Annotated in this window: 13 protein-coding genes; 5 read left to right on the forward strand and 8 right to left on the reverse strand. The window is 73.1% G+C overall.

All coding sequences use genetic code 11. The annotated features are described in order from the left end of the window. Positions 1 to 83: 83 nt before the first annotated feature. The 6 genes from ABZ990_RS05915 to ABZ990_RS05940 form a co-directional block, all read right to left on the reverse strand. Positions 84 to 1,430 carry an ABC transporter permease gene (locus tag ABZ990_RS05915; protein ID WP_361225899.1) on the reverse strand — a complete coding sequence of 449 codons (1,347 nt, stop codon included), beginning with the start codon at positions 1,428 to 1,430 and terminating at the stop codon, positions 84 to 86. A 46-nt stretch (positions 1,431 to 1,476) separates the two neighbouring features. Continuing rightward, a complete protein-coding gene (locus ABZ990_RS05920) occupies positions 1,477 to 2,172 on the reverse strand; it encodes an LLM class flavin-dependent oxidoreductase (RefSeq protein ID WP_361225902.1) in 696 nt (231 codons plus the stop codon). Next, positions 2,165 to 3,178, reverse strand: a complete 1,014-nt coding sequence (locus ABZ990_RS05925; RefSeq protein ID WP_361225905.1) for an LLM class flavin-dependent oxidoreductase — start codon at positions 3,176 to 3,178, stop codon at positions 2,165 to 2,167. Before ABZ990_RS05925 ends, ABZ990_RS05920 begins: the two co-directional genes overlap by 8 nt. Before the next feature lie 64 nt (positions 3,179 to 3,242). Then, positions 3,243 to 4,721 carry an aldehyde dehydrogenase family protein gene (locus ABZ990_RS05930; RefSeq protein WP_361225908.1) on the reverse strand — a complete coding sequence of 493 codons (1,479 nt, stop codon included), beginning with the start codon at positions 4,719 to 4,721 and terminating at the stop codon, positions 3,243 to 3,245. Continuing rightward, the gene (locus ABZ990_RS05935) at positions 4,718 to 5,542 is read right to left on the reverse strand and encodes an alpha/beta fold hydrolase (RefSeq protein ID WP_361225911.1); all 825 of its coding nucleotides are present in this window, start codon (positions 5,540 to 5,542) and stop codon (positions 4,718 to 4,720) included. The genes ABZ990_RS05930 and ABZ990_RS05935 overlap by 4 nt, the downstream gene beginning before the upstream one ends. Continuing rightward, positions 5,539 to 6,393: an alpha/beta fold hydrolase gene (locus ABZ990_RS05940; RefSeq protein WP_361225913.1), complete on the reverse strand. Its 855-nt coding sequence runs from the start codon at positions 6,391 to 6,393 to the stop codon at positions 5,539 to 5,541. Before ABZ990_RS05940 ends, ABZ990_RS05935 begins: the two co-directional genes overlap by 4 nt. Positions 6,394 to 6,618: 225 nt before the next feature. Between ABZ990_RS05940 and ABZ990_RS05945 the strand changes: the two genes are divergently transcribed. Continuing rightward, entirely contained in the window at positions 6,619 to 7,227 is a 609-nt protein-coding gene (locus ABZ990_RS05945; RefSeq protein WP_361225916.1) for a TetR/AcrR family transcriptional regulator, read from the forward strand. Here ABZ990_RS05945 and ABZ990_RS05950 read toward each other — a convergent pair. Together ABZ990_RS05950 and ABZ990_RS05955 are read right to left on the reverse strand one after the other, a co-directional pair. Further along, positions 7,187 to 8,215, reverse strand: a complete 1,029-nt coding sequence (locus ABZ990_RS05950) for an acyl-CoA desaturase (RefSeq protein ID WP_361225919.1) — start codon at positions 8,213 to 8,215, stop codon at positions 7,187 to 7,189. The two genes, ABZ990_RS05945 and ABZ990_RS05950, sit on opposite strands and share 41 nt — an antisense overlap. A 21-nt stretch (positions 8,216 to 8,236) precedes the next feature. Then, a complete protein-coding gene (locus tag ABZ990_RS05955; protein ID WP_361225922.1) occupies positions 8,237 to 8,701 on the reverse strand; it encodes an SRPBCC family protein in 465 nt (154 codons plus the stop codon). 1,067 nt (positions 8,702 to 9,768) lie between these two features. Here ABZ990_RS05955 and ABZ990_RS05960 point away from each other — a divergent pair. From ABZ990_RS05960 to ABZ990_RS05975, 4 genes are read left to right on the forward strand one after another with little or no spacing between them, the layout of a single operon-like run. Beyond that, a complete protein-coding gene (locus ABZ990_RS05960) occupies positions 9,769 to 12,924 on the forward strand; it encodes an amino acid adenylation domain-containing protein (protein WP_361225924.1) in 3,156 nt (1,051 codons plus the stop codon). Beyond that, entirely contained in the window at positions 12,921 to 15,701 is a 2,781-nt protein-coding gene (locus ABZ990_RS05965; RefSeq protein ID WP_361225927.1) for a beta-ketoacyl synthase N-terminal-like domain-containing protein, read from the forward strand. Before ABZ990_RS05960 ends, ABZ990_RS05965 begins: the two co-directional genes overlap by 4 nt. Next, positions 15,683 to 17,317: an aldehyde dehydrogenase gene (locus ABZ990_RS05970; RefSeq protein ID WP_361225930.1), complete on the forward strand. Its 1,635-nt coding sequence runs from the start codon at positions 15,683 to 15,685 to the stop codon at positions 17,315 to 17,317. The genes ABZ990_RS05965 and ABZ990_RS05970 overlap by 19 nt, the downstream gene beginning before the upstream one ends. Further along, complete coding sequence (locus ABZ990_RS05975) at positions 17,317 to 18,462, forward strand: acyl-CoA dehydrogenase family protein (protein ID WP_361225933.1); 1,146 nt, start codon at positions 17,317 to 17,319, stop codon at positions 18,460 to 18,462. The genes ABZ990_RS05970 and ABZ990_RS05975 overlap by 1 nt, the downstream gene beginning before the upstream one ends.

The following is an 18,462-nucleotide window of genomic DNA, read 5'->3' on the forward strand; positions in this document are numbered from 1 at the left end:
CGGCTTGAGGCCACGGGGGAGGAGACCTCAAGCCGGCCGGGGGGTGCCGCCGGGCGGCGGGGGTGACGGCCCGGCGGCACGGGTCAGGCGGTGACGGTCACCGCCGGCTGGGGGTGGCGGGCGAGTTCCGCGGCCGTCGCGCGGTCGAAGCCGCGGTGGTCGTAGAGCCGGGCGACCACGAGACCGACGAGGAACGCCACGACCGCGTAGGCGCCCATGACCAGCCACGCCCGCGAGAGGTTCGGGCCGAGTCCGTCGAAGAAGAGCAGGGAGCGGACGCCCTCCGCGACGTGCCGGGCCGGGAGGAAGTCGCCCACCGCCGCCGCGAAGCCCGGCTGGGCCTGGACGGGGATCGTTCCGCCGGAGAGCGGGATGCCGACCAGGGTCACCATCAGCAGGGCGACGATCTGGCCCGCCATGCCGAAGACCGCGAACAGCGCCAGCGTCAGCAGGGTGACCGCCGCGCAGCTCAGACCGGCGAACAGCCACAGCTGCGCGGGCCGGTCGGGCTCGACGTCCAGGCCCCACAGGGCGACGGCGATCACCGCGCTGCCGGCCGCGAAACCGGTCACCGCGCCGATGCCCGCCTTCGCCACGAACGTCGACGTACGGGCGATCCGGACGACGGGCCGCACACTGCGGCGCGGGCCCATCTCCAGCGGGGAGTACCCGAGGGAGGCGTCGACCGTCATGGTGAGGAGGACCGCGGGCAGCAGTCCGGCCAGCAGCAGGGCGATCGTCAGATACAGCGTCATCGCGCCGCCGGCCGTGGCACCGGACGTCGGCAGCCCGGGCTTGGTCGCCGTACGGACCGGGTCCTGGAGCAGGAGGAGACGGTCGGCGCCGAGCCGGGTGGCGCCGGCGCGGGCGATGAGTTGCGCGCCCAGTGCCTCGGACGCCTGGCCGGCGGTCTGGCGGGCGGCCTTCTCCGCCATCGAGGAGGCCACGCTTCCGGCGCCCTCGTTGGTGAGGACCGTCATCGTGGGCCGCTCGGGGCGGGCGCCGGGGGTGGCGAGCGACAGCGACTTCCGGGTGAAGTCCGGCGGGATGACGAGTGCGCCGGACGCCTCGCCGCGTTCGAGCAGTCCGCGGGCGGCGGGCAGCGAGTCGACGAGCGTCCAGGCGATCCGGCCGTCCTCCCGCGCGGCCGCCTGGATGCGGGCGGCGAGGTCGGTGCCGAGCCGGACGGTGGAGCCGCCCGCGCCCGCGCCCGCGCCCGTGCCCGCGCCCGCGCCCGCGCCCGTGCCCGCACCCGCGCCCGCACCGGCGCCTTCGTCCGCGTTGACGAGGACGAGGGGGAGGTCGCGCAGGTGCGCCTGCGGATCGGCCGCCGGGCCGATGTAGGCCAGGGTGATCAGCGACGCCAGCAGGCCGCCGACGATCACCGCCATCCAGGCACGGGGTTGTCTCCACAGGGTCGTTGCCCGCACGGGGGCCGCCTTTCGGTGTTCGGGAGGGGAGTGGGGCGGGGCCAGTTCAGGCCGCGACGGTCAGCCGTTCGCGCAGCCCGAGGGGGCTGAGTCGCGCGGCGGGCAGCAGCCCGCGTTCCCGCAGGAGGGGAAGGCTCTCGACGGAGAAGCGGAGGAGTGCCTCGGGTCCGTCGGGGAAGCGGAGGAACAGTCCGTCGCTACGGGTATGGGCGCGGGTACGGGCGAGCGCGGCCGCGACCTGGTCGGTGACCGTTTCGCCGGGGGCCGGGGTGCCGGGGGCCGGGGTGAGGACGTCGAGCGACAGCCCGGGGCCGGTGACGGTGTGACCGGCGGCCGAGGAGGTCAGGACGACCGGGCGCGGGCCGCGCCAGGACGGTCCGTGCCAGGACGGGCCGGCGGAGCCTTCCCGGAGGAGACAGCCCGCCCGGCCCTCGCTCATGGCGTCGAGGGACGCCAGTTCCCGGGCGGTTCCCTCCGGCAGGGGCCGGGTGGCGGGAAGCTCCGCGACGAGCCCGATGCGGTAGGTGCGCGGGGCGAGGCCCGCGAGCACGACGACGGGTTCGAGGGCCGGTTCGGAGAGCGCGGCGCGGGACTCGACGACGAGCGCGTCGATTCCGGCCCGCTCCGCGGTGCGGGCCGCTTCCACGAGGAGACGCGGCCACGGCACGCAGTCGCGGCGGGGGCGTACGGCGGGCAGGGCGGCGAAGAGCAGGGGGCCGCGGGGCGTCCTCGGCTCAGACATGGGTGGCTCCCGTGGGGATGGCGTGGGGACGCAGGCCGAGGTTCTCGCGCAGCGTCGGGTGCTCGTAGTCGTTGGGGAACAGGCCGCGCCGCCACAGCTCGGGGATCACGTGGTCGACGAAGTCGACCAGCGGGCCCGGGAGGGAGGGGAAGGAGAGGGTGAAGCCGTCGCAGGCCCGCTGTTCGAACCACTGCTCCATGTGGTCGGCGATCTGCGCGGGGGTGCCGGCGAGGACGTCGTCGGTGCGCAGTGCGGCGGCCTGGTGGGCGTCGCTCACCACGAGGGGGGTGAGTTCCGTCCAGATCAGCAGGTCCTCGGGGAGCCGGCCGTGGGTCGCGGCCCGCGTCTTGGTCTCCGCGTACCAGGACCGGGCCTGCTCCAGGGGGCGCCGGGCGGCCAGGACCACATCGGCGTGGCGGGCGGCCAGGGCGCGTTCGGCGGGGGTGCCGGCGGCGAGGAAGAGGACGGGGCGGCCCTGCGGGAGCGGCGGCGGCGCGTCGGGCGCGCCCTGGTTCCCGGCGCTCCAGAGGCGCTCGATCTCGGCGAGGAGTTCGGCCGCGCGGGCGCGGCGCGGTTCGTCGTCACTGCTCCCGGCCTCGTCGTCAGCCCCGGCCCCGTACAGCTCCGGCTGCCAGCCGCTCCGGCCCGAGGACAGCACGTCGAGGGAGGCGAGCCGGTGGGCGATCGCTCCGGCGTGGCCGCCGAGCGCGGGGGCCGTCGCGACGAGGCCGATCCCGTCGGCGGCGCCAGCGAAGCCCGCGAGCAGGGTGGCGGCCTCGAACACGGGTCCGGGTGCGATGTCCCCCGGGCCGGGCGGCGCGGCGAGCAGCCGCGGGACGAGCAGGGCGTCCAGCCGTCCCCGTTCCAGCTCCATCACCAGGAACTCGTGGAACGGATAGCCGTGCGGGTCGGGTGGCGCGGGCAGCAGTGGCAGCCCCGGGACCCGTTCCTCTCCTCCGTGCAGCCGTACTCCGAGGGACAGCCGCCTGGTGGCTCTGTTGGACATGCTTCTCTCTTCTGCCTTCTGCCTGGCTGGTTCTGTGGTCTGGCCTGGGGGTCAGCCCCGCGGGTCAGCGCGATCCGAGGAACCGGACCACGCGTTCCAGGCGGGCGATGTCCTTGGCGCCCCGGGCGTACGTCGAGACGGCGAGCGGCGCGGCGAACCGGCGGCGGGTCACGGCGTGCGCCACGGCGAACTCCTTGAGTCCGTCGGCTCCGTGGATGCGGCCGTGGCCCGAGGCGCCGACTCCGCCGAACGGCAGCGACGGCACTCCGGGGAAGGCCATCACGTCGTTGACGCTGACCATCCCGGAGCGGAGGGAGCGGGCCAGGGCGGTGGCGCCGCGGCGGGCGAAGAGGGACGCGCCGAGCCCGAACTCCGAGGCGTTGGCGCGGCGTACGCCTTCCCGGGCGTCGCGGACCCGGTTGACGATCAGGACGGGGCCGAAGGTCTCCTCGCGCAGGGCGGCGGAGTCCTCCGGGACGTCGGCGAGGACGATGGGGCCGAGTACGTACGGCGGGCTGATGGACTCGGGGCCGCCGACGAGGGCGCGGCCGCCTCGGGCGAGGGCGTCGTCGACGTGCCGGCGGATGATGTCGAGCTGCCCCGGCATGGTGATGGGGCCGAAGTCCTCGCGGGCGCGGATCTGCCCGGCCCGTTCGGTCAGCCGGGTCTCGAAGCGTTCGTGGACGGCGTCGGCGACGTAGACGCGTTCGATGCCGGTGCAGGACTGGCCCGCGTTGGCGCAGCCGCCCCACAGGGCGGCCTCGACGGCGGCGTCGACATCGGCGTCCTCGGCGACGACGAGGGCGTCCTTCCCGCCGAGTTCGAGGAGCACCGGGGTGAGCCTCGGGGCGCAGGCGGCGAGGATGCGGGAGCCGGTGGCCCGGGATCCGGTGAAGGCGATCTTGTCCACCCCGGAGTCGCACAGCGCGGCGCCGGTGGGGCCTGCCCCGGTGACGAGCTGGAGGACCGGGTGTTCGGGAACGGCCTCGGCGAAGGTGTCGACGAGCCACTTCCCGCAGGCCGGGGTGTACTCGCTGGGCTTGAAGACGACGGCGTTGCCGGCGGCCAGGGCGTAGGCGACGGAGCCCATGGGGGTGAACACCGGGTAGTTCCAGGGCCCGATGACGCCGATCACCCCGTACGGCTTGTACTCGAGGGTGCTGGCCTGGTTGAACATGAGCGGTCCGGACGGCATCGACCTGCGGCGCAGCACCCGGTGGGCGTGCCGGGCCGCCCAGTCGACGTGGGTGAGGGTGACGGAGAGCTCGATGACGGCGTCGGCCCGTACCTTGCCGTTCTCCCTGCGGAGCAGGTCGATGATCTCCGCGCGGCGGCGGGTCATGATCCGCTTCCAGGTCAGCAGCCGGGTGCGGCGGCCGTCGTGGCCGAGCCCGTCCCACCAGGCGGCGGCCTCGCGGGCGCGGGCGACCTTGGCCCGTACGGCTGCCTCGTCCTCGGCGGGGAAGGTCGCCACAGGCTCCGCGTTCACCGGGTCGAGGGACGTGAACTGTGCCTGCGCCCGGTCGGCGCGAGCGGTGGTCATGAGGTCTCCTTCACGGCGAGGCGCGACGCGGGCACGGCGGGGCGTGCCGCGGGCCGGGCCGTGGTCGCTGCTGCGGCGGTGTGGGCGAGGGAGGCGACGAGGCGGGGGACGGTGTCGTCCTGCCAGGGGAAGAAGTGGCCGCCGGGCAGGGTGCGCATTCCTTCCCAGCGTGCGGCGAACGCCGCCCAGGCGGCGACGGCGTGCGGGGGATAGCGCCCGTCGTCCTGCCCGCTCAGCGCGGTGACGGGAACGCCGGCCGGCAGGGGGTCGGCGGGGGAGGGGTCCGGGAAGGACGCGAGGAGACGGAGGTCGGCGCGCATGGTGCGCAGGACGAGTGCGCGCAGCGCGGGCGCGTCCAGGACTTCCGGCGGGGTCGCGCCCAGTTCCCGTACGTGGTGGAGAAGGGCGTCCGGGTCCTCGGCGAGGGCCCGTTGGACGGAGCGGTCGACGAGGTGCGCGGGGGACATGCCGCTGAGCACGAGCGCCGCGGGAGTGACGTCGTACGCGAGCAGGGAGCGGCACAGTTCGTGGGCGAGCAGGGCGCCCATGCTGTGTCCGAACAGGACGAGCGGGGGGCCGGGTTGTGCCGCGAGCGGGGTCAGGGCGTCGAGGATCCCGGTGAGGCCGGCGGCGGGGGATTCGGGCAACCGCCGTCCGTGGCCGGGGAGTTCGACCGCGTGGAGTTCGGCGCCGGGCGGCATCGCGGTGGCCCAGGTCCGGTAGCGGGTGGCGCCCCCGCCGGCGTAGGGCAGGCACAGCACGCGGACGGTGGCCGTGCCCTCGGGGCGGGGCGGGGTCCATTCCTGGATCCAGGCGGTCACGGCGTCTCCCGTGGCGGGGAGAAGACGTCGGGCCGGGCGTCCGACAGGAGCGCGTAGCCGCGTTCCACGATGCGGGTGAACGCGGTCGGGTCGCTGATCGACATGTCGTGCGAGCCGGGGACGTGGAACAGCCTCGCGTATCCGCCGGTGGAGCGGACGGCGTCGACGAACTTCCTTTCCTGGGAGCGGAAGAGCCGGTCGCCGCGGCCGTTGACGAACAGGACGGGCAGCCGGGTGCGGGCCGCCACGTCGAGGAAGTCGTGGCGCGTGAGGTCTTCGACGGCCTCGGCGAAGGCGTGCATCGAGAGGCCGCCGGCCATGACGGCCTCGTAACTCTCGGCGGGCAGAGCCTTCTTGAGCGCCCGTTCGTTCAGGCGGGCGGCGCGAGCCGGGCCGAGTGCCCGGATCGCCCGTGCGGCGGTGCGGTAGATCCGGCCGACGAAGCGGTCGGGCCGGGCGGTCGACCCCTGCACCAGGAGCGCGGCGGCGCGGCCCGGGTGGGCGGCGCCGTAGGCGAGGGCGACGTATCCGCCGAGGGAGGCGCCCACCACCAGGGGCGGGCGGCCGGTGGCCAGCGCCGCCTCCTCCACGGCGAGTTCGACCCTGGCGACCGCCTCCGCCAAGGAGAAGGGCCGGTCGCGCTGGGTACCGTGGCCCGGGAGGTCGGGGGCCGTGACCCGGAAGCGCGGGGTCAGCCGGCGGGCGTGCGGGTCCCACATGCGGGCGGAGACCCGGATGCCGTGCACGAGGACCAGGGGGATGCCCGTGTCCGGTCCGGCGGTCCAGATGCCCGGCCGGCCGGCGGCGGGTGCCAGCCCCGGTCTCCGGGCGCCGGGTCGCTCAGCACGCATGTAGATCCCCCTGGTCGGTGCGATGGTGGCGCCACGGAGAGGTTCCGACGGCACCGAGGGCACGGAAGGTTCCGTGGGCATGGAAGGTCCGTGGGCACGGGAAGGTGCCGAAGGTGCCGAAGTAAACGCAACGTTGCGTTGCAAATCTAGGAGGTTCGGCGCGTAAATGCAACGCTACGTTGCGTTGGACTAGGCTGAATCTCCCCTGAACAAAGGTGGTATCCCGTGACACGGAAGCAAGAAGGCGGCAGCGGCGGCCCGCGGCGCAAGGCCGAGATCTTCGAGGCCACGCTGGACATGCTGGGCAGCCTGGGCTACGACTCCCTGACCATCGAGGGGGTGGCCCAGCGCTCCGGAGTGAACAAGACGACCATCTACCGGTGGTGGGCGTCGAAGTCGGAGCTGCTGCGCGACGCCCTGCTGCATTCCCCCGTGCTGCGGTTCGAGATCGCCGACACCGGCAGTCTCCGCGGCGATCTGACCGACCTCGCCGAGCGGTTGCAGGATCTGCTGGACGACGAGCCCCGGCGGACCGTGGTGGAGGCGGCGCTGGTCGGCGCGGTGCGCCATCAGGCGATGCGCGAGCTGGTGATCTCGTTCCTCGACGACCGCTTCGGACGGCACCAGCCGGCCTTCGAACGCGCGGTGGCGCGCGGCGATCTGCCGCCCGACGCCGATCCGGCGCCGATCGTGGACGCCATGGCCGGCGCCCTGTGGATGCGTGTCCTCGTCCGCCGGGGCGACGTGGCCGACACCTACACCCGCGACCTCGTCGACATGCTGATGGACGGGGTCACGCGGGCCGCGAAGCGTTCCGCCGCACCTGCTCGGTGACCCCGCGCAGGTGTGCCAGGACCTCGATGTACGAGCGGGTCGCCGAGACCTCGTAGTACGGCAGCCCCTGCTGGGCGCAGTACGCCATGGTCAGCGGCCGGCACTTGCGCAGGTTCGCGCGCGGCATCGTCGGGAAGACGTGGTGCTCGATCTGGTAGTTGAGCCCGCCGTAGAAGAAGTCGTGGAGCAGTGAGCCGCGGATGTTGCGCGAGGTGAGGACCTGGCGGCTCAGCCAGTCGGGTTCCGCCTCGCCGTCCCGTACCGGCATCCCCTTGTGGTTCGGGGCGAAGACGCAGCCGAGGTACACCCCGAACAGACCCTGGTGCACGGCGATGAACGCCACCGCGAGGAGCGGGCCGAGCAGGGAGAAGACCACCACCGCGTAGACCACGGCGTGGACCGCGAGCAGGAACGTCTCGGTGCGCGGGTTGCGGACGACGCCGCGCCGGATGGCGATCACCGATCCGACGCGCAGGCCGATGCCCTCCAGGTTCAGCAACGGGAAGAACAGCGGCGCCTGGTGGCGGATCACGAAGGCGCGCAGCGCGGAGACGCCCTCGGCCTGCCGGGGCGCGAAGGCCACGAGGCGGCGCAGGATGTCCGGGTCGTGGTCCAGGTGGTTGGGGTGGTTGTGGTGGCGGGTGTGGTGGTTCATCCACCAGCCGTAGCTGAAGCCCAGCAGGAGGTTGCCGTGGGTGAGGCCGAGCACGGTCATCGCCCGCCGGCTGCGGGTGACCTGGCCGTGGCCCACGTCGTGCCCCAGGTAGGCGGTCTGCCCGTACGCGAAGGCGAGTAGAACGGCGGTGGCCAGCTGCCACCAGGAGTCGCCGAGCCGCCAGAAGAGAGCCCAAGCCCCCACCACCAGCGCGGTGTTGGTCAGGAACTTGACGGTGTAGTAGCCGGTGCGGGGTTTGAGCAGACCCGCCTCGCGCACCGCCGCTTGGAGGGGGGCGAAGGAGACCGGGGCCGGGGCCTGGGCCGTCGTCATGGCTGTCGCCTTTCTGGGAGGTCATCGCTCCACGGCGCGCTTGAGCCGTAGGAGGGTGGTGCGCATGCCGGCGCGGTTGAGGTCGGCGCGGCGCCGCGCGGGCGTTCCGGTGAAGAGGAGGCCGAGCAGCTCGGTGACACGGGCACCGCGGCCCGTGCGGAGGTCCGTCCAGGACTCCGTGACCCGGACTCCGCCGTCCTCGGGCGTGAACCGGTAGCTCCAGCGGGCCACCGGGAGGCCGAAAGTGCTCACATCGAACGTGAATCGTTCGGGAGCCTCGGCGCATGTGACGCGGCACCAAGTGAACCAGATGAACGGCCCCTTGCGGTTGATTCCGACGAAATTCCGGCCGGTCTCGGCGCGTCCGCGCGGGCCGAGGACCAGCCTGCACTCGGGGCTGTACTTCCCCATGGAACGCACGTCGGCAACGGCCTCGTACACCGCTGTCCGCGAGGAATTCACGAAGATGTCCACTTCGGTACTCATCTGGCGTCGCATCGTTCTCCTCGGGCGTAAGGGTGCGGAACACCCAGGAGTATGGGACCCGGAGGGGAGGTGGTGACAAGGGGTCGCCGGGGCGAAAAGTTTCGGCTGCCGGCGGGATTCTCGGCCCCTCGGACAGAAGCAAGCCCGCCTGCTGGGTTTCTCTTGACGATCACGAGCGGCAGCCCTACCTTAGAACGAGTCGAGCCGTTCTGAGTGAGGGGGGGAACCCTTGCGAGCTGCTGCTTGACACCGCAGCGCACACAACCGCCCGCCTCCCGGCCGCCCGTGCACACGCATCGGCGAACGACGGCGTGCGCGAGCATTCCAGGGGGGAAGCATGACCAAGGCCGCATCCGCGATGGCCGGTGCACTCTGCGACATCGCGTCTACTCTTCAGCTCGTCCGGTATTCCCGGGAACGCTGATGACCCTGCTCCGCGATACATTCACGGAGCCGCAACACCCGATCACCGCCACCTCCCACGACACCTCTCGCGTGTCGGACGAATGGGAGCTGACAACCATGTCCGGACTTCTCGGCATGGTCATTCGGGAAGTTGAACTCCGCATTCCACCCGCAAGCACCTTCATTTCACTTTCCCATCCATCAGAGGGATGAATGGTGGGCGCCTCCGATCCGTGCGTTTTCTTTATGAGAGCGCGTGCGGAAAAGGCCGCCGACCTTTCCCTTTAGTTTCCCGACGCCGCGAGACCCGGCTTTGCCCGGCAGAATCCCGCGTACCCCGCCGGCAAGGCCCGGATCGGGCGTACGGATGACGGCCCTCCCGCCCGTCCGTCCGTACCAGGACCGAGTTCCACCCGCGGGCCGGCACCGCTTTTGCCGCCCGCTCCCGCTCCCGCTTCCGCTGCCCCGACCGCGACTCCGCGCCGACGACGTCGTCCGCTCGGCCCCTCGCCACCTGCCCGGACCACTGTCCGCGGCGGTCCGCGTGGCGCATCGGCACACCCGACCACCGAGCGCAAGCAGCACGTACTCCCGCACGCAGCACGTACTCCCGCACGCAGCACGTACTCCGCACGCAGCAAGTACCCCAGGGGGAACCCACCATGACGGGTCCGGCGATATCACCGGCCACGACAGCCCAGCTCAAGCTCCACACCCACCAGCAGCTCTTTCCTGACGACGCCTCCTTCAACCTCAGCCGGCTGTACCGCATCACCGGCGACGTCGACCTGGAGCGGCTGCGCGCGGCGCTGGGCCGCCTCGCCCGCGGCATCCACGCCCTCAACGTGACCTTCGAGTCCACCGGCGGCACCGTGCACGCCGTGCCCCGCACCCCGGAGACGGACCTCGACGTCCTGGTGCCGCTGACCGTGCTGCCCGGCAACGCCGAGCGGACGATCGCCGGGCTGATCGCGGAGCAGAGCGACACCCCGATCCCGCCCGGTGAGCGGCAGTACGCCTTCCACCTGTACCGGGACGACGAGGCCGCCTACGCCACGGTCCTCTTCTCCCACCTGGTCAACGACGGCTACAGCTACTTCAACTTCGTCGCGGAGCTGGAGCGCCTCTACGCCGACCCCGAGGCGGACCTCCCGGCGTCCGTCGAGGACAGCCCGGCCTCCTTCGGCGCCGCCGCGCCGCCGAGCGCGGACGCACTGGAGTTCTTCCGTAGCCGTCTCGGCCACCTCACCACCCTGGGCGACGACCGCCTCCAGGGCCGCCGCACCGCCTCCGGCGCCCGGCTCGGCGAGGAGCGCAGCCTCGAACTCGACGCGGAACTGGGCGAGTCGATCCGCCGGCGGACGAAGGAGCTCGGCTGCACGCCGTTCGCGTTCTTCCTCGCCGCCTACCTCGTCACGTACGCACGGGTCACCGGCGGCCGCGAGCTGGTCACCGGCATCCCGCTGGCCAACCGCCGCGGACTGCGCCAGCGGCAGGCGTACGGCTACTTCGTCAACACGCTCCCGCTCGCGGTGGACCTCACGGAGCACGGCTCCTTTGAGGAGCTGTGCCGGGCCGTGCAGTCGACGACCGTCGGCATGCTGCGCCACCAGGGCTTCGACCTGGGCGCGCACGCCCGTGAGGTGAGCACCGGGCTCGCGGGGGGCCTGCTCTCCACCGACAACACCTTCACCTATTACAAGGAGCCGCTGTTCTTCCGGCTGGACGGCGCCACCGTCGAGTCCCTTCCGCTCCCGCGCCGCCAGGTGAAGTACCCGCTCTCGATGAACGTCGAGGACTTCGGGACCGCCTTCGTCATCAACGCCGAGTGCGGCGACGAGCAGTGGCTCACCGATCCGCTGGGGGTGATGCGGCACGTCCTGACCGTGGTGGCCGAGGACCCCAAGCGGCGGATCGAGGAGATCCCCGCGCTGTCCGCCGAGGCCGAGCGCGAGCTGTTCGCCCTGGTCAACCCGGACGCCGGCGGCGAGCCCTTCGAGGTGCCGCCGTCCCTGGCCGCCTGGTTCGAGCGGACCGCGCGGGAGCACCCGGAGCGGGTCGCCGTCCGCGACCGCGACGAGGAGCTGACGTACGCCCAACTGGCCGAGCGGGCGGCCCGGATCGCCGCCCGGCTCTCGGCCGCCACCGACAGCAGCCATGTCGGCATCGCCATGCGGCGCGGCACCGATCTGATCGCCGTCATCCTCGGCACGCTCATGGCGCGCAAGGTCTACGTCCCGCTCGACCCCAACTCCCCGGCGTCGCGCATCGATTCGATCCTGCAGAGCTTCCCGGGCGGGCTGCCGATCGCGGTGGACGCGGAGTACTGGCCCTCGTCCGGCGCGCGCTTCCTGCCGGCGGAGTCGCTGCTCGCGCCGGCCGGGCCCGACGAGACCGACGAGAACGGCGCCGGACCGGTGCCGCAGGACGACCCGGACGCCTGCGCGTACGTCATCTTCACCTCCGGTTCCACCGGCCGCCCCAAGGGCGTCCAGGTCACCCACCGCAATGTGATGCGGCTGATGCGCTCCAGCGAGGGCCACTTCGGATTCGGCCCCGAGGACACCTGGAGCCTGTTCCACTCGTACGCCTTCGACTTCTCCGTCTGGGAGATCTTCGGCGCGCTCCTGTACGGCGGCCGGCTGGCGATCGTCCCGGAGGACTGCGCCAAGTCCCCCGACCAGTTCCGGGAGTTCCTGGTCCGCGAGCAGGTCACCGTGCTCAACCAGACGCCCTCCGCGTTCGGTCAGCTGACGAAGGTGCTCGAACCGGGCGACGACGAGCGCCTCGCCGTCCGCACCGTGGTCTTCGGCGGCGAGGCCCTGCGCTTCGCCTCGCTGAACGCCTGGTACGAAGTGATGGGCGAGCGGGCCCTGTTGGTGAACATGTACGGCATCACCGAGACGACCGTCCATGTCACCCACCACGCGATCACCCCCGAAAGCGCCCGTACGGAGACCCTCTCGGCGATCGGCCGCCCGCTGCCGGACCTCACGGTCACGGTCGTCGACACCGACGGCCTCGTCTGCCCGCCGGGAGTCCCCGGCGAACTGATCGTCGGCGGCGCCGGTGTCTCGCTCGGCTACCTCGGTCAGTCGGAGCTGACGGCGGAGCGCTTCCCCGTCCTCGGCGGCAGGACCCTCTACCGCAGCGGCGACCTCGGCGTGGTGCGGCCCGACGGCACGCTCGTACACCTCGGCCGGATCGACAAGCAGGTCCAACTGCGCGGCTTCCGCATCGAGATCGGCGAGATCGAGACGGCTCTGCTCACGGTCCCCGGCGTCCGCGAGTGCACCGTCCGGCTCGACGAGCGCGACCCGGAACACCCCCGGCTCGTCGCCTTCGCGGCCGGCGCGGACCTGCCGGAGACCGGCGAGATCCGGCGGGCCCTTCGGGACCGGCTGCCCTCGTACATGGTGCCCGCGCAGTTCGTCCGCTCCGCCGCCCTCCCGCTGACCCTCAACGGGAAGATCGACGACGCGGCGCTGCCCTGGCCGGCGGTGGCCGGGGCCGCCCCGGAGCAGGGCGCGACCGGTGCGCCCGCCGAGACCGCCGAGACCGGCGAGACCGGCGAGGCCGGCGACGGCACCGAGGCGACCGTCCGCGCCGTGTGGGGCCAGGTGCTCCCCGGGATCGAGATCGGCCCCGACGACAACTTCTTCGACATCGGCGGCTCGTCCATGCACGTGGTCCAGGTCCACCGACTGCTCCAGGAACACCTGGCCGTGCCCGACCTGGAAATGATCGAGCTCTACACCCACACCACGGTGCGCCGGCTCGCCGCGCACGTCGACGCCGTACGAGGAGACAGCCGATGACCCCGACCACCACGCCCGATGCGATGGGCAATGCCGTGGCCATCGTCGGGATGGCGGGACGCTTCCCCGGCGCGGCGACGACGGACGAGCTGTGGCAGGGCCTGCTCGACGGCGTCGAGTCCGTCCGCACCTTCTCCGCCGAGGAGATGGCCGAGGCGGGCGTCTCCCCGGAGCGGATCGCCTCTCCCGGCCGGGTCCCGCGGGGCGCGGACCTCGCGGACGCGGACCTCTTCGACGCCGGCTTCTTCGGCGTCACCCAGCGCGACGCCCGGCTGATGGACCCCCAGCAGCGGGTCTTCCTGACCTGCGCCTGGCAGGCCCTGGAGGACGCGGGCCTGGCCGCGCACGCCCCGGGCGGCCCGGTGGGCGTCTTCGCCAGCACCAGCATGAGCACCTACCTGCTGGCCAATGTGCTGCGCTCGGCCGAATACGCGGACGCCGCCCTGACGTACCCGGTGCTGCTCGGCAACGACAAGGACTTCCTGGCCACCCGCGTCTCGTACAAGCTCGACCTGCGCGGCCCCAGCATGACCGTGCAGAGCGCCTGCTCCAGCTCGCTGACCGCCGTCCACCTGGCCTGCCAGGCGCTGGCGCGCGGCGAGGTGCGGGCCGCGCTCGCGGGCGGCGTCAGCATCACCTTCCCGCAGACCTCGGGGTACGAGTACCAGGAGGGCGGGATCCTCTCCCGCGACGGCCACTGCCGGGTCTTCGACGCCGCCTCCGCCGGCACGATCAAGGGCAACGGCTGCGGTGTCGTCGTCCTCAAGCGGCTCGACGACGCGCTGGCGGACGGGGACCGCGTCTACGCGGTCATCCGGGGCACGGCCGTCAACAACGACGGCTCGGACAAGATCGGCTTCACCGCGCCCGGCCCGCAGGGCCAGCGCGCGGTCGTCAAGGCGGCCGTCGAGGCCTCGGGCGTCCCCGCCGCGCACGTCGGGTACGTCGAGACCCACGGCACCGGGACCGTCGTCGGCGACCCGCTGGAGCTGCAGGCGCTCAGCGCCGCCTACCAGGAGGCCGGCGGCCCGGCCCCCGACTGCGCGATCGGCAGCCTCAAGGCCAATGTGGGGCACCTCGACGCGGCGGCCGGCGTGACCGGCCTGATCAAGGCGGCGCTCGCGCTCTTCCACCAGAAGGTGCCGCGCCAGATCAACTACGACACCCCCAACCCGCATCTGCGGCTCGCCGACCGGCCCTACACGGTGCCCACCGAGACCGTGGAGCACACGCCGGCCGCTCCGCTGCGGGCGGCGGCGGTCAGCTCCTTCGGCCTCGGCGGCACGAACGCGCACGCCGTGCTCGCGGCCCCGCCCGTACGGCCGGAGCCGCCCGCCGGGCGGCCCGGGACCCCCTACCCGGTCGTGCTCTCCGCGCGGGACGCCGAGGCGCTGGCCGAGCAGGCCCGCGCGCTGCGCGCCCTCCTGGACCAGCCCGAACCGCCGGCCGTCCGGGACCTCGCGTACACGCTGTTCACCGGCCGGACCCTGCTGCCCGTACGGCACGTGTTCACCGCGGCCACCCACGACGAGCTGCGCGCGGGACTCGACGCGCTGCTCGCCGGGGCGCCGGCGAACTCCGCGCTGCCCGAGGCTGGTTGGGCCCACGGCCCGGCCCTCAAGACCTCCTTGCCGGGTTACCCCTTCCGGCAGGAGCGCCACTGGATCGAGCCCACCCCCGGGGCCGGTACGGTGGCCGCGACCCCCGCCGACACCCCCGCGGCGGGGGCCGCGCAGACCTCCATCGGTGCCGCCGGCGCCACCGCCGCCGTAGCGCCGGACACGGCCGACGACGACGTCCTGGAGCGCGTGATCGAGCTGCTCGAACAGGGCCTGGGCATGGACCAGATCGCCCCGGACGACGACTTCTACGAGCTCGGCGGGGACTCCCTGCTCGCCGTGGAGATGGTCACCGCCCTGCGGAGCATCTTCGAAATCGAGCTGGACGTCGACGAGTTCGCCCGGCTGCGCACCCCGGACGAGATGGCCGCCCAGATCCGCGCGGCACGCTCCGGCACCGCGGCCGAGCGCAGCGGGATCACGCCGGTCCGCGACGGCGAGGGCACGCCCGTGTACCTGGTCCCGCCGGCGGGCGGCACCAACTTCCTGTACTTCCGGCTGGCCGACCAGATGGCGCCGGGCGCACCGCTGCGCGCGCTGTCCTTCCCCTCGGACCCGGCCCTGCGGCCCGGCACGCTGCGCGACCTGGCGGCGCTCTACGTCGAGTGGATCCGCCGCGAGCAGCCGCAGGGACCGTACCGCCTGGGCGGCTACTCGTTCGGCGGAAACGTGGTCTTCGAGATGGCGCTCCAGCTCCAGCGGAGCGGCGAGACGGTCGAGCAACTGGTCATGCTCGACGCCCATGTGCCCGAGACCTACGTGGCCGGACACCTGGACGAGGAGGAGTTCCAAGCGGTCTTCCCCGTCCTGTTCGAGGCGGCGGCGGTGCGCGGCGTGGACCCGAAGATGCTGCGGGAACAGGGCTTCCTCGACGTATGGCAGCACAACCACGACCTGCTCAAGGGCTACTACCCGGACCGCCGGTTCGCAGGGGACCTCGTCCTGCTGCAGGCGGAGGAGCCGGAGGGGGACGCGCTGCTCGACGCCCTGCGCATGAACCCGCGTGACAAGTCCGTGTGGGGCGCCCACATCACCGGCCACCTGCTGGTGGACAAGGTTCCGGGCGACCACTTCTCGATGTTCGACGAGGGCGACCGGATCGCCCGTCTCGGGGCCGCCCTCGGCGCGGCCCTCGCCCCATGCGACCAGGAAGGCTGACCGCGATGCTGAGTTACGGCTCCTACGTGGACGGGCAGGACCGGCCGGGCACCCAGTGGGTGTACACCGTGCGCGCCTCCGCCATGCTGCGTGACTTCTTCGGTTCCGTGCGAACCAAACGCGCTCTGGAGAGCGGGCAGCTCGCTCCCGAGGACGCTCCCGAGTACGTGATCGGACGCTCGGCCGTCGCCGATCCGCACGAGGTGGAGGCGGCGCTCCAGTCGGCCTCGCGGGCCGCCGACGAGTGGTCGGCCGCCCCGCTCGCCACCCGGCTTCGGCTGGTCGAGGTGTTCCACGAGCTGGTGCGCGAGAAGCACGACGAGATCGTCGACCTGATGATCGCGGAGGGGCACCCCTCGGCGCTCGCCCGCTGGGAGGCCTCCGGCATCCTCGCCAACACCGCACCGGAGACCCGCGAGTTCCTCGCGAGCCAGATGGCGCACCGGGTCGACACGGTGCAGCGGGAGCTGACGGTACGCCGGGTCGCCGACGGAGTGGTCTGCCTGAACCCGCCGCAGAACGCGACGATCGCCAACGTCCTGCTGGGCATCTGGGCGCTCGCGGCCGGCAACGCGCTGGTGGTCCGTGCCCCGAAGAGCGCGCCGCTCGGCGTGATGCACATCCTGCGCGAGCTGATCGCGCCGGCCCTGGAGGCCGTCGGCGCGCCCGCCGCGGCGCTCTCGGTGCTCTGCTCGGACGCGCCCGCCACCATGCGGGCCTGGCTGGAGAGCCCGCTCGTCGACGACGTCATGTACTTCGGCGGCAGCCGGCAGGGCATCGAGTTCGGCGCCCAGTGCGTGGCCGCCGGCAAGAAGCCCGTCCTCGAACTCGCCGGCAACGACATCTGCGTGGTCTGGCACGACGCGGACCTCGACCTGGCCGCCGAGGCGCTCACCGAGGCGTTCTACGGCTCCGGGCAGATCTGCATGGTGCCCAACGTCGCGGTGGTCCACCCGGACGTCGCGGACGAGCTGCTGGCGAAGGTGACCGCGCGGGCCGCGGCGATCCGGCCGGGCTACCCCGAGGAGCCGGGGACGCTGCTCTCGCCCGTACTGCGCACCGACCTGTTCAAGGCCGTGCTGGACCAGGCGCTCGAAGGCGGCGCCGAACTGGTCTGCGGCGGACGGAGGTTGGCCGTCTCGGGCGAGGTGGACGAGGTCGGCGGGCTGTTCCTGGAGCCCACCGTCGTCCGCGTCGACGGGCTCAAGCAGGCCCGGGACCTGGAGGCCGTACGCCACGAGACCTTCTTCCCGCTGCTGCCGGTCGTCGTCCCCGCGCCGGAGGAGACCGAAGGACTCCTCGAAACGGTGATCGACTTCGTCAACACCAACGAGTACGGGCTGCGCAACTCGCTGTGGACCGGCGACCGGGCGGTCGTCGACCGCTACGTGGCCCGGGTGCGCGGCGGCGGACTGCTCAAGGTGAACGACTCGCACATCGGTTTCCTCCCCGTCCTGCCCACCCACGGCGGCACCGGCCTGACCGGCGGCCCCGGCGGCGAGGGCAACTACCCCGTCCTGCGCACCTCCCACCTCCAGGGCGTCAGCGTGGCGTACGGCGTGCGCCCCACCGAGGCCGTGTTCGCGGACCTCGACAAGAAGGAGGCATCGGTCTGATGCGCGCGATGAACGACGCCCGCGAGGCGTGCGAGACGTACCTGCCGGGGCTGGCCGAGGAGCTCGGGAACGTCCCCCTGGCGACCCTCGAAGCGCCGGGCGGGCCGGGCCTCACCGCCTTCCGCAAGTGCGGCGGGCCGGGGCTGCTCATTCCGCAGGCGTACGGGGGCGGGGGCGCGAGCGCCCTGGACGCCGTACGGGTCGGGCGGGCGCTGGGGGCGATCTCCCCGTCGCTCGGAGTCGCGGCCGCGATGCACAACTTCTCGGTGGCCAGCCTGGTCGCCCTGGTCGCCTCGGAGGACGCGAGCGGCCTGGAGTGGATGCTGATCGAGGCCATCGCCCGGGACCGGCTGCTGGTCGCGTCCGGGTTCGCCGAGGGCCGTACCGGCGCCGGCATCCTGGACTCGTCCGTCACGGCCGTGCCCGCCGAGGGCGGCGGCTTCCTGGTCAACGGCGTCAAGAAGCCGTGCAGCCTGACCCACTCGATGGACCTGCTGACCGCCGGCGTGGCGCTGCCCGCCGCCGACGGCCAGGGCGGCAGCGAGCTGGGTGTGGCGCTGGTGCCGGCTCAGTCCCCGGGCATCACCCGCAAGCCGTTCTGGAGCGCCCCCTTCCTCGCCGGCGCGGAGAGCGACGAGGTCCGGCTGGAGGACGTGCACGTCCCGGACGAGCTGATGCTGCGCACGCAGACCGAGCTGGGCTCGGGCCTGGACACGCTCCAGACGGTCGGCTTCGTCTGGTTCGAGCTGCTGGTCACCGCGGCGTACACCGGCGCGGTGGGCCGGCTCGCCGAGGCGGCGGTGGCCGGCGGGCGCGGCAGCGTCACCGACCGGGCCGCCCTGGTCACCGGGATGGAGGCGGCCTCGGGGCTGGCCGAGAACGTCGCCCGGCAGGTCGACACGGGCCCGGTGGGCAACGACGAGCTGGCCGCGTCCCTCAACGCGCGCTTCGCCGTGCAGGACCTGCTGGTGGACGTCGCGGACCGGGCGGCGGAGACCCTCGGCGGGCTGGCGTTCGCCACCTCGCCCGACATCGGCGGCCTGCTGGCCGTCAGCCGGGCGCTGGCCTTCCACCCGCCGTCGCGTACGGCCTCCGCGCAGGCGCTGCTCGACCACTGCGCCGGCGAGCCCCTGCGGGTCCGGTGA

It is taken from the genome of Streptomyces sp. NPDC046203 (assembly GCF_040646255.1).
Lineage (GTDB): Bacteria > Actinomycetota > Actinomycetes > Streptomycetales > Streptomycetaceae > Streptomyces.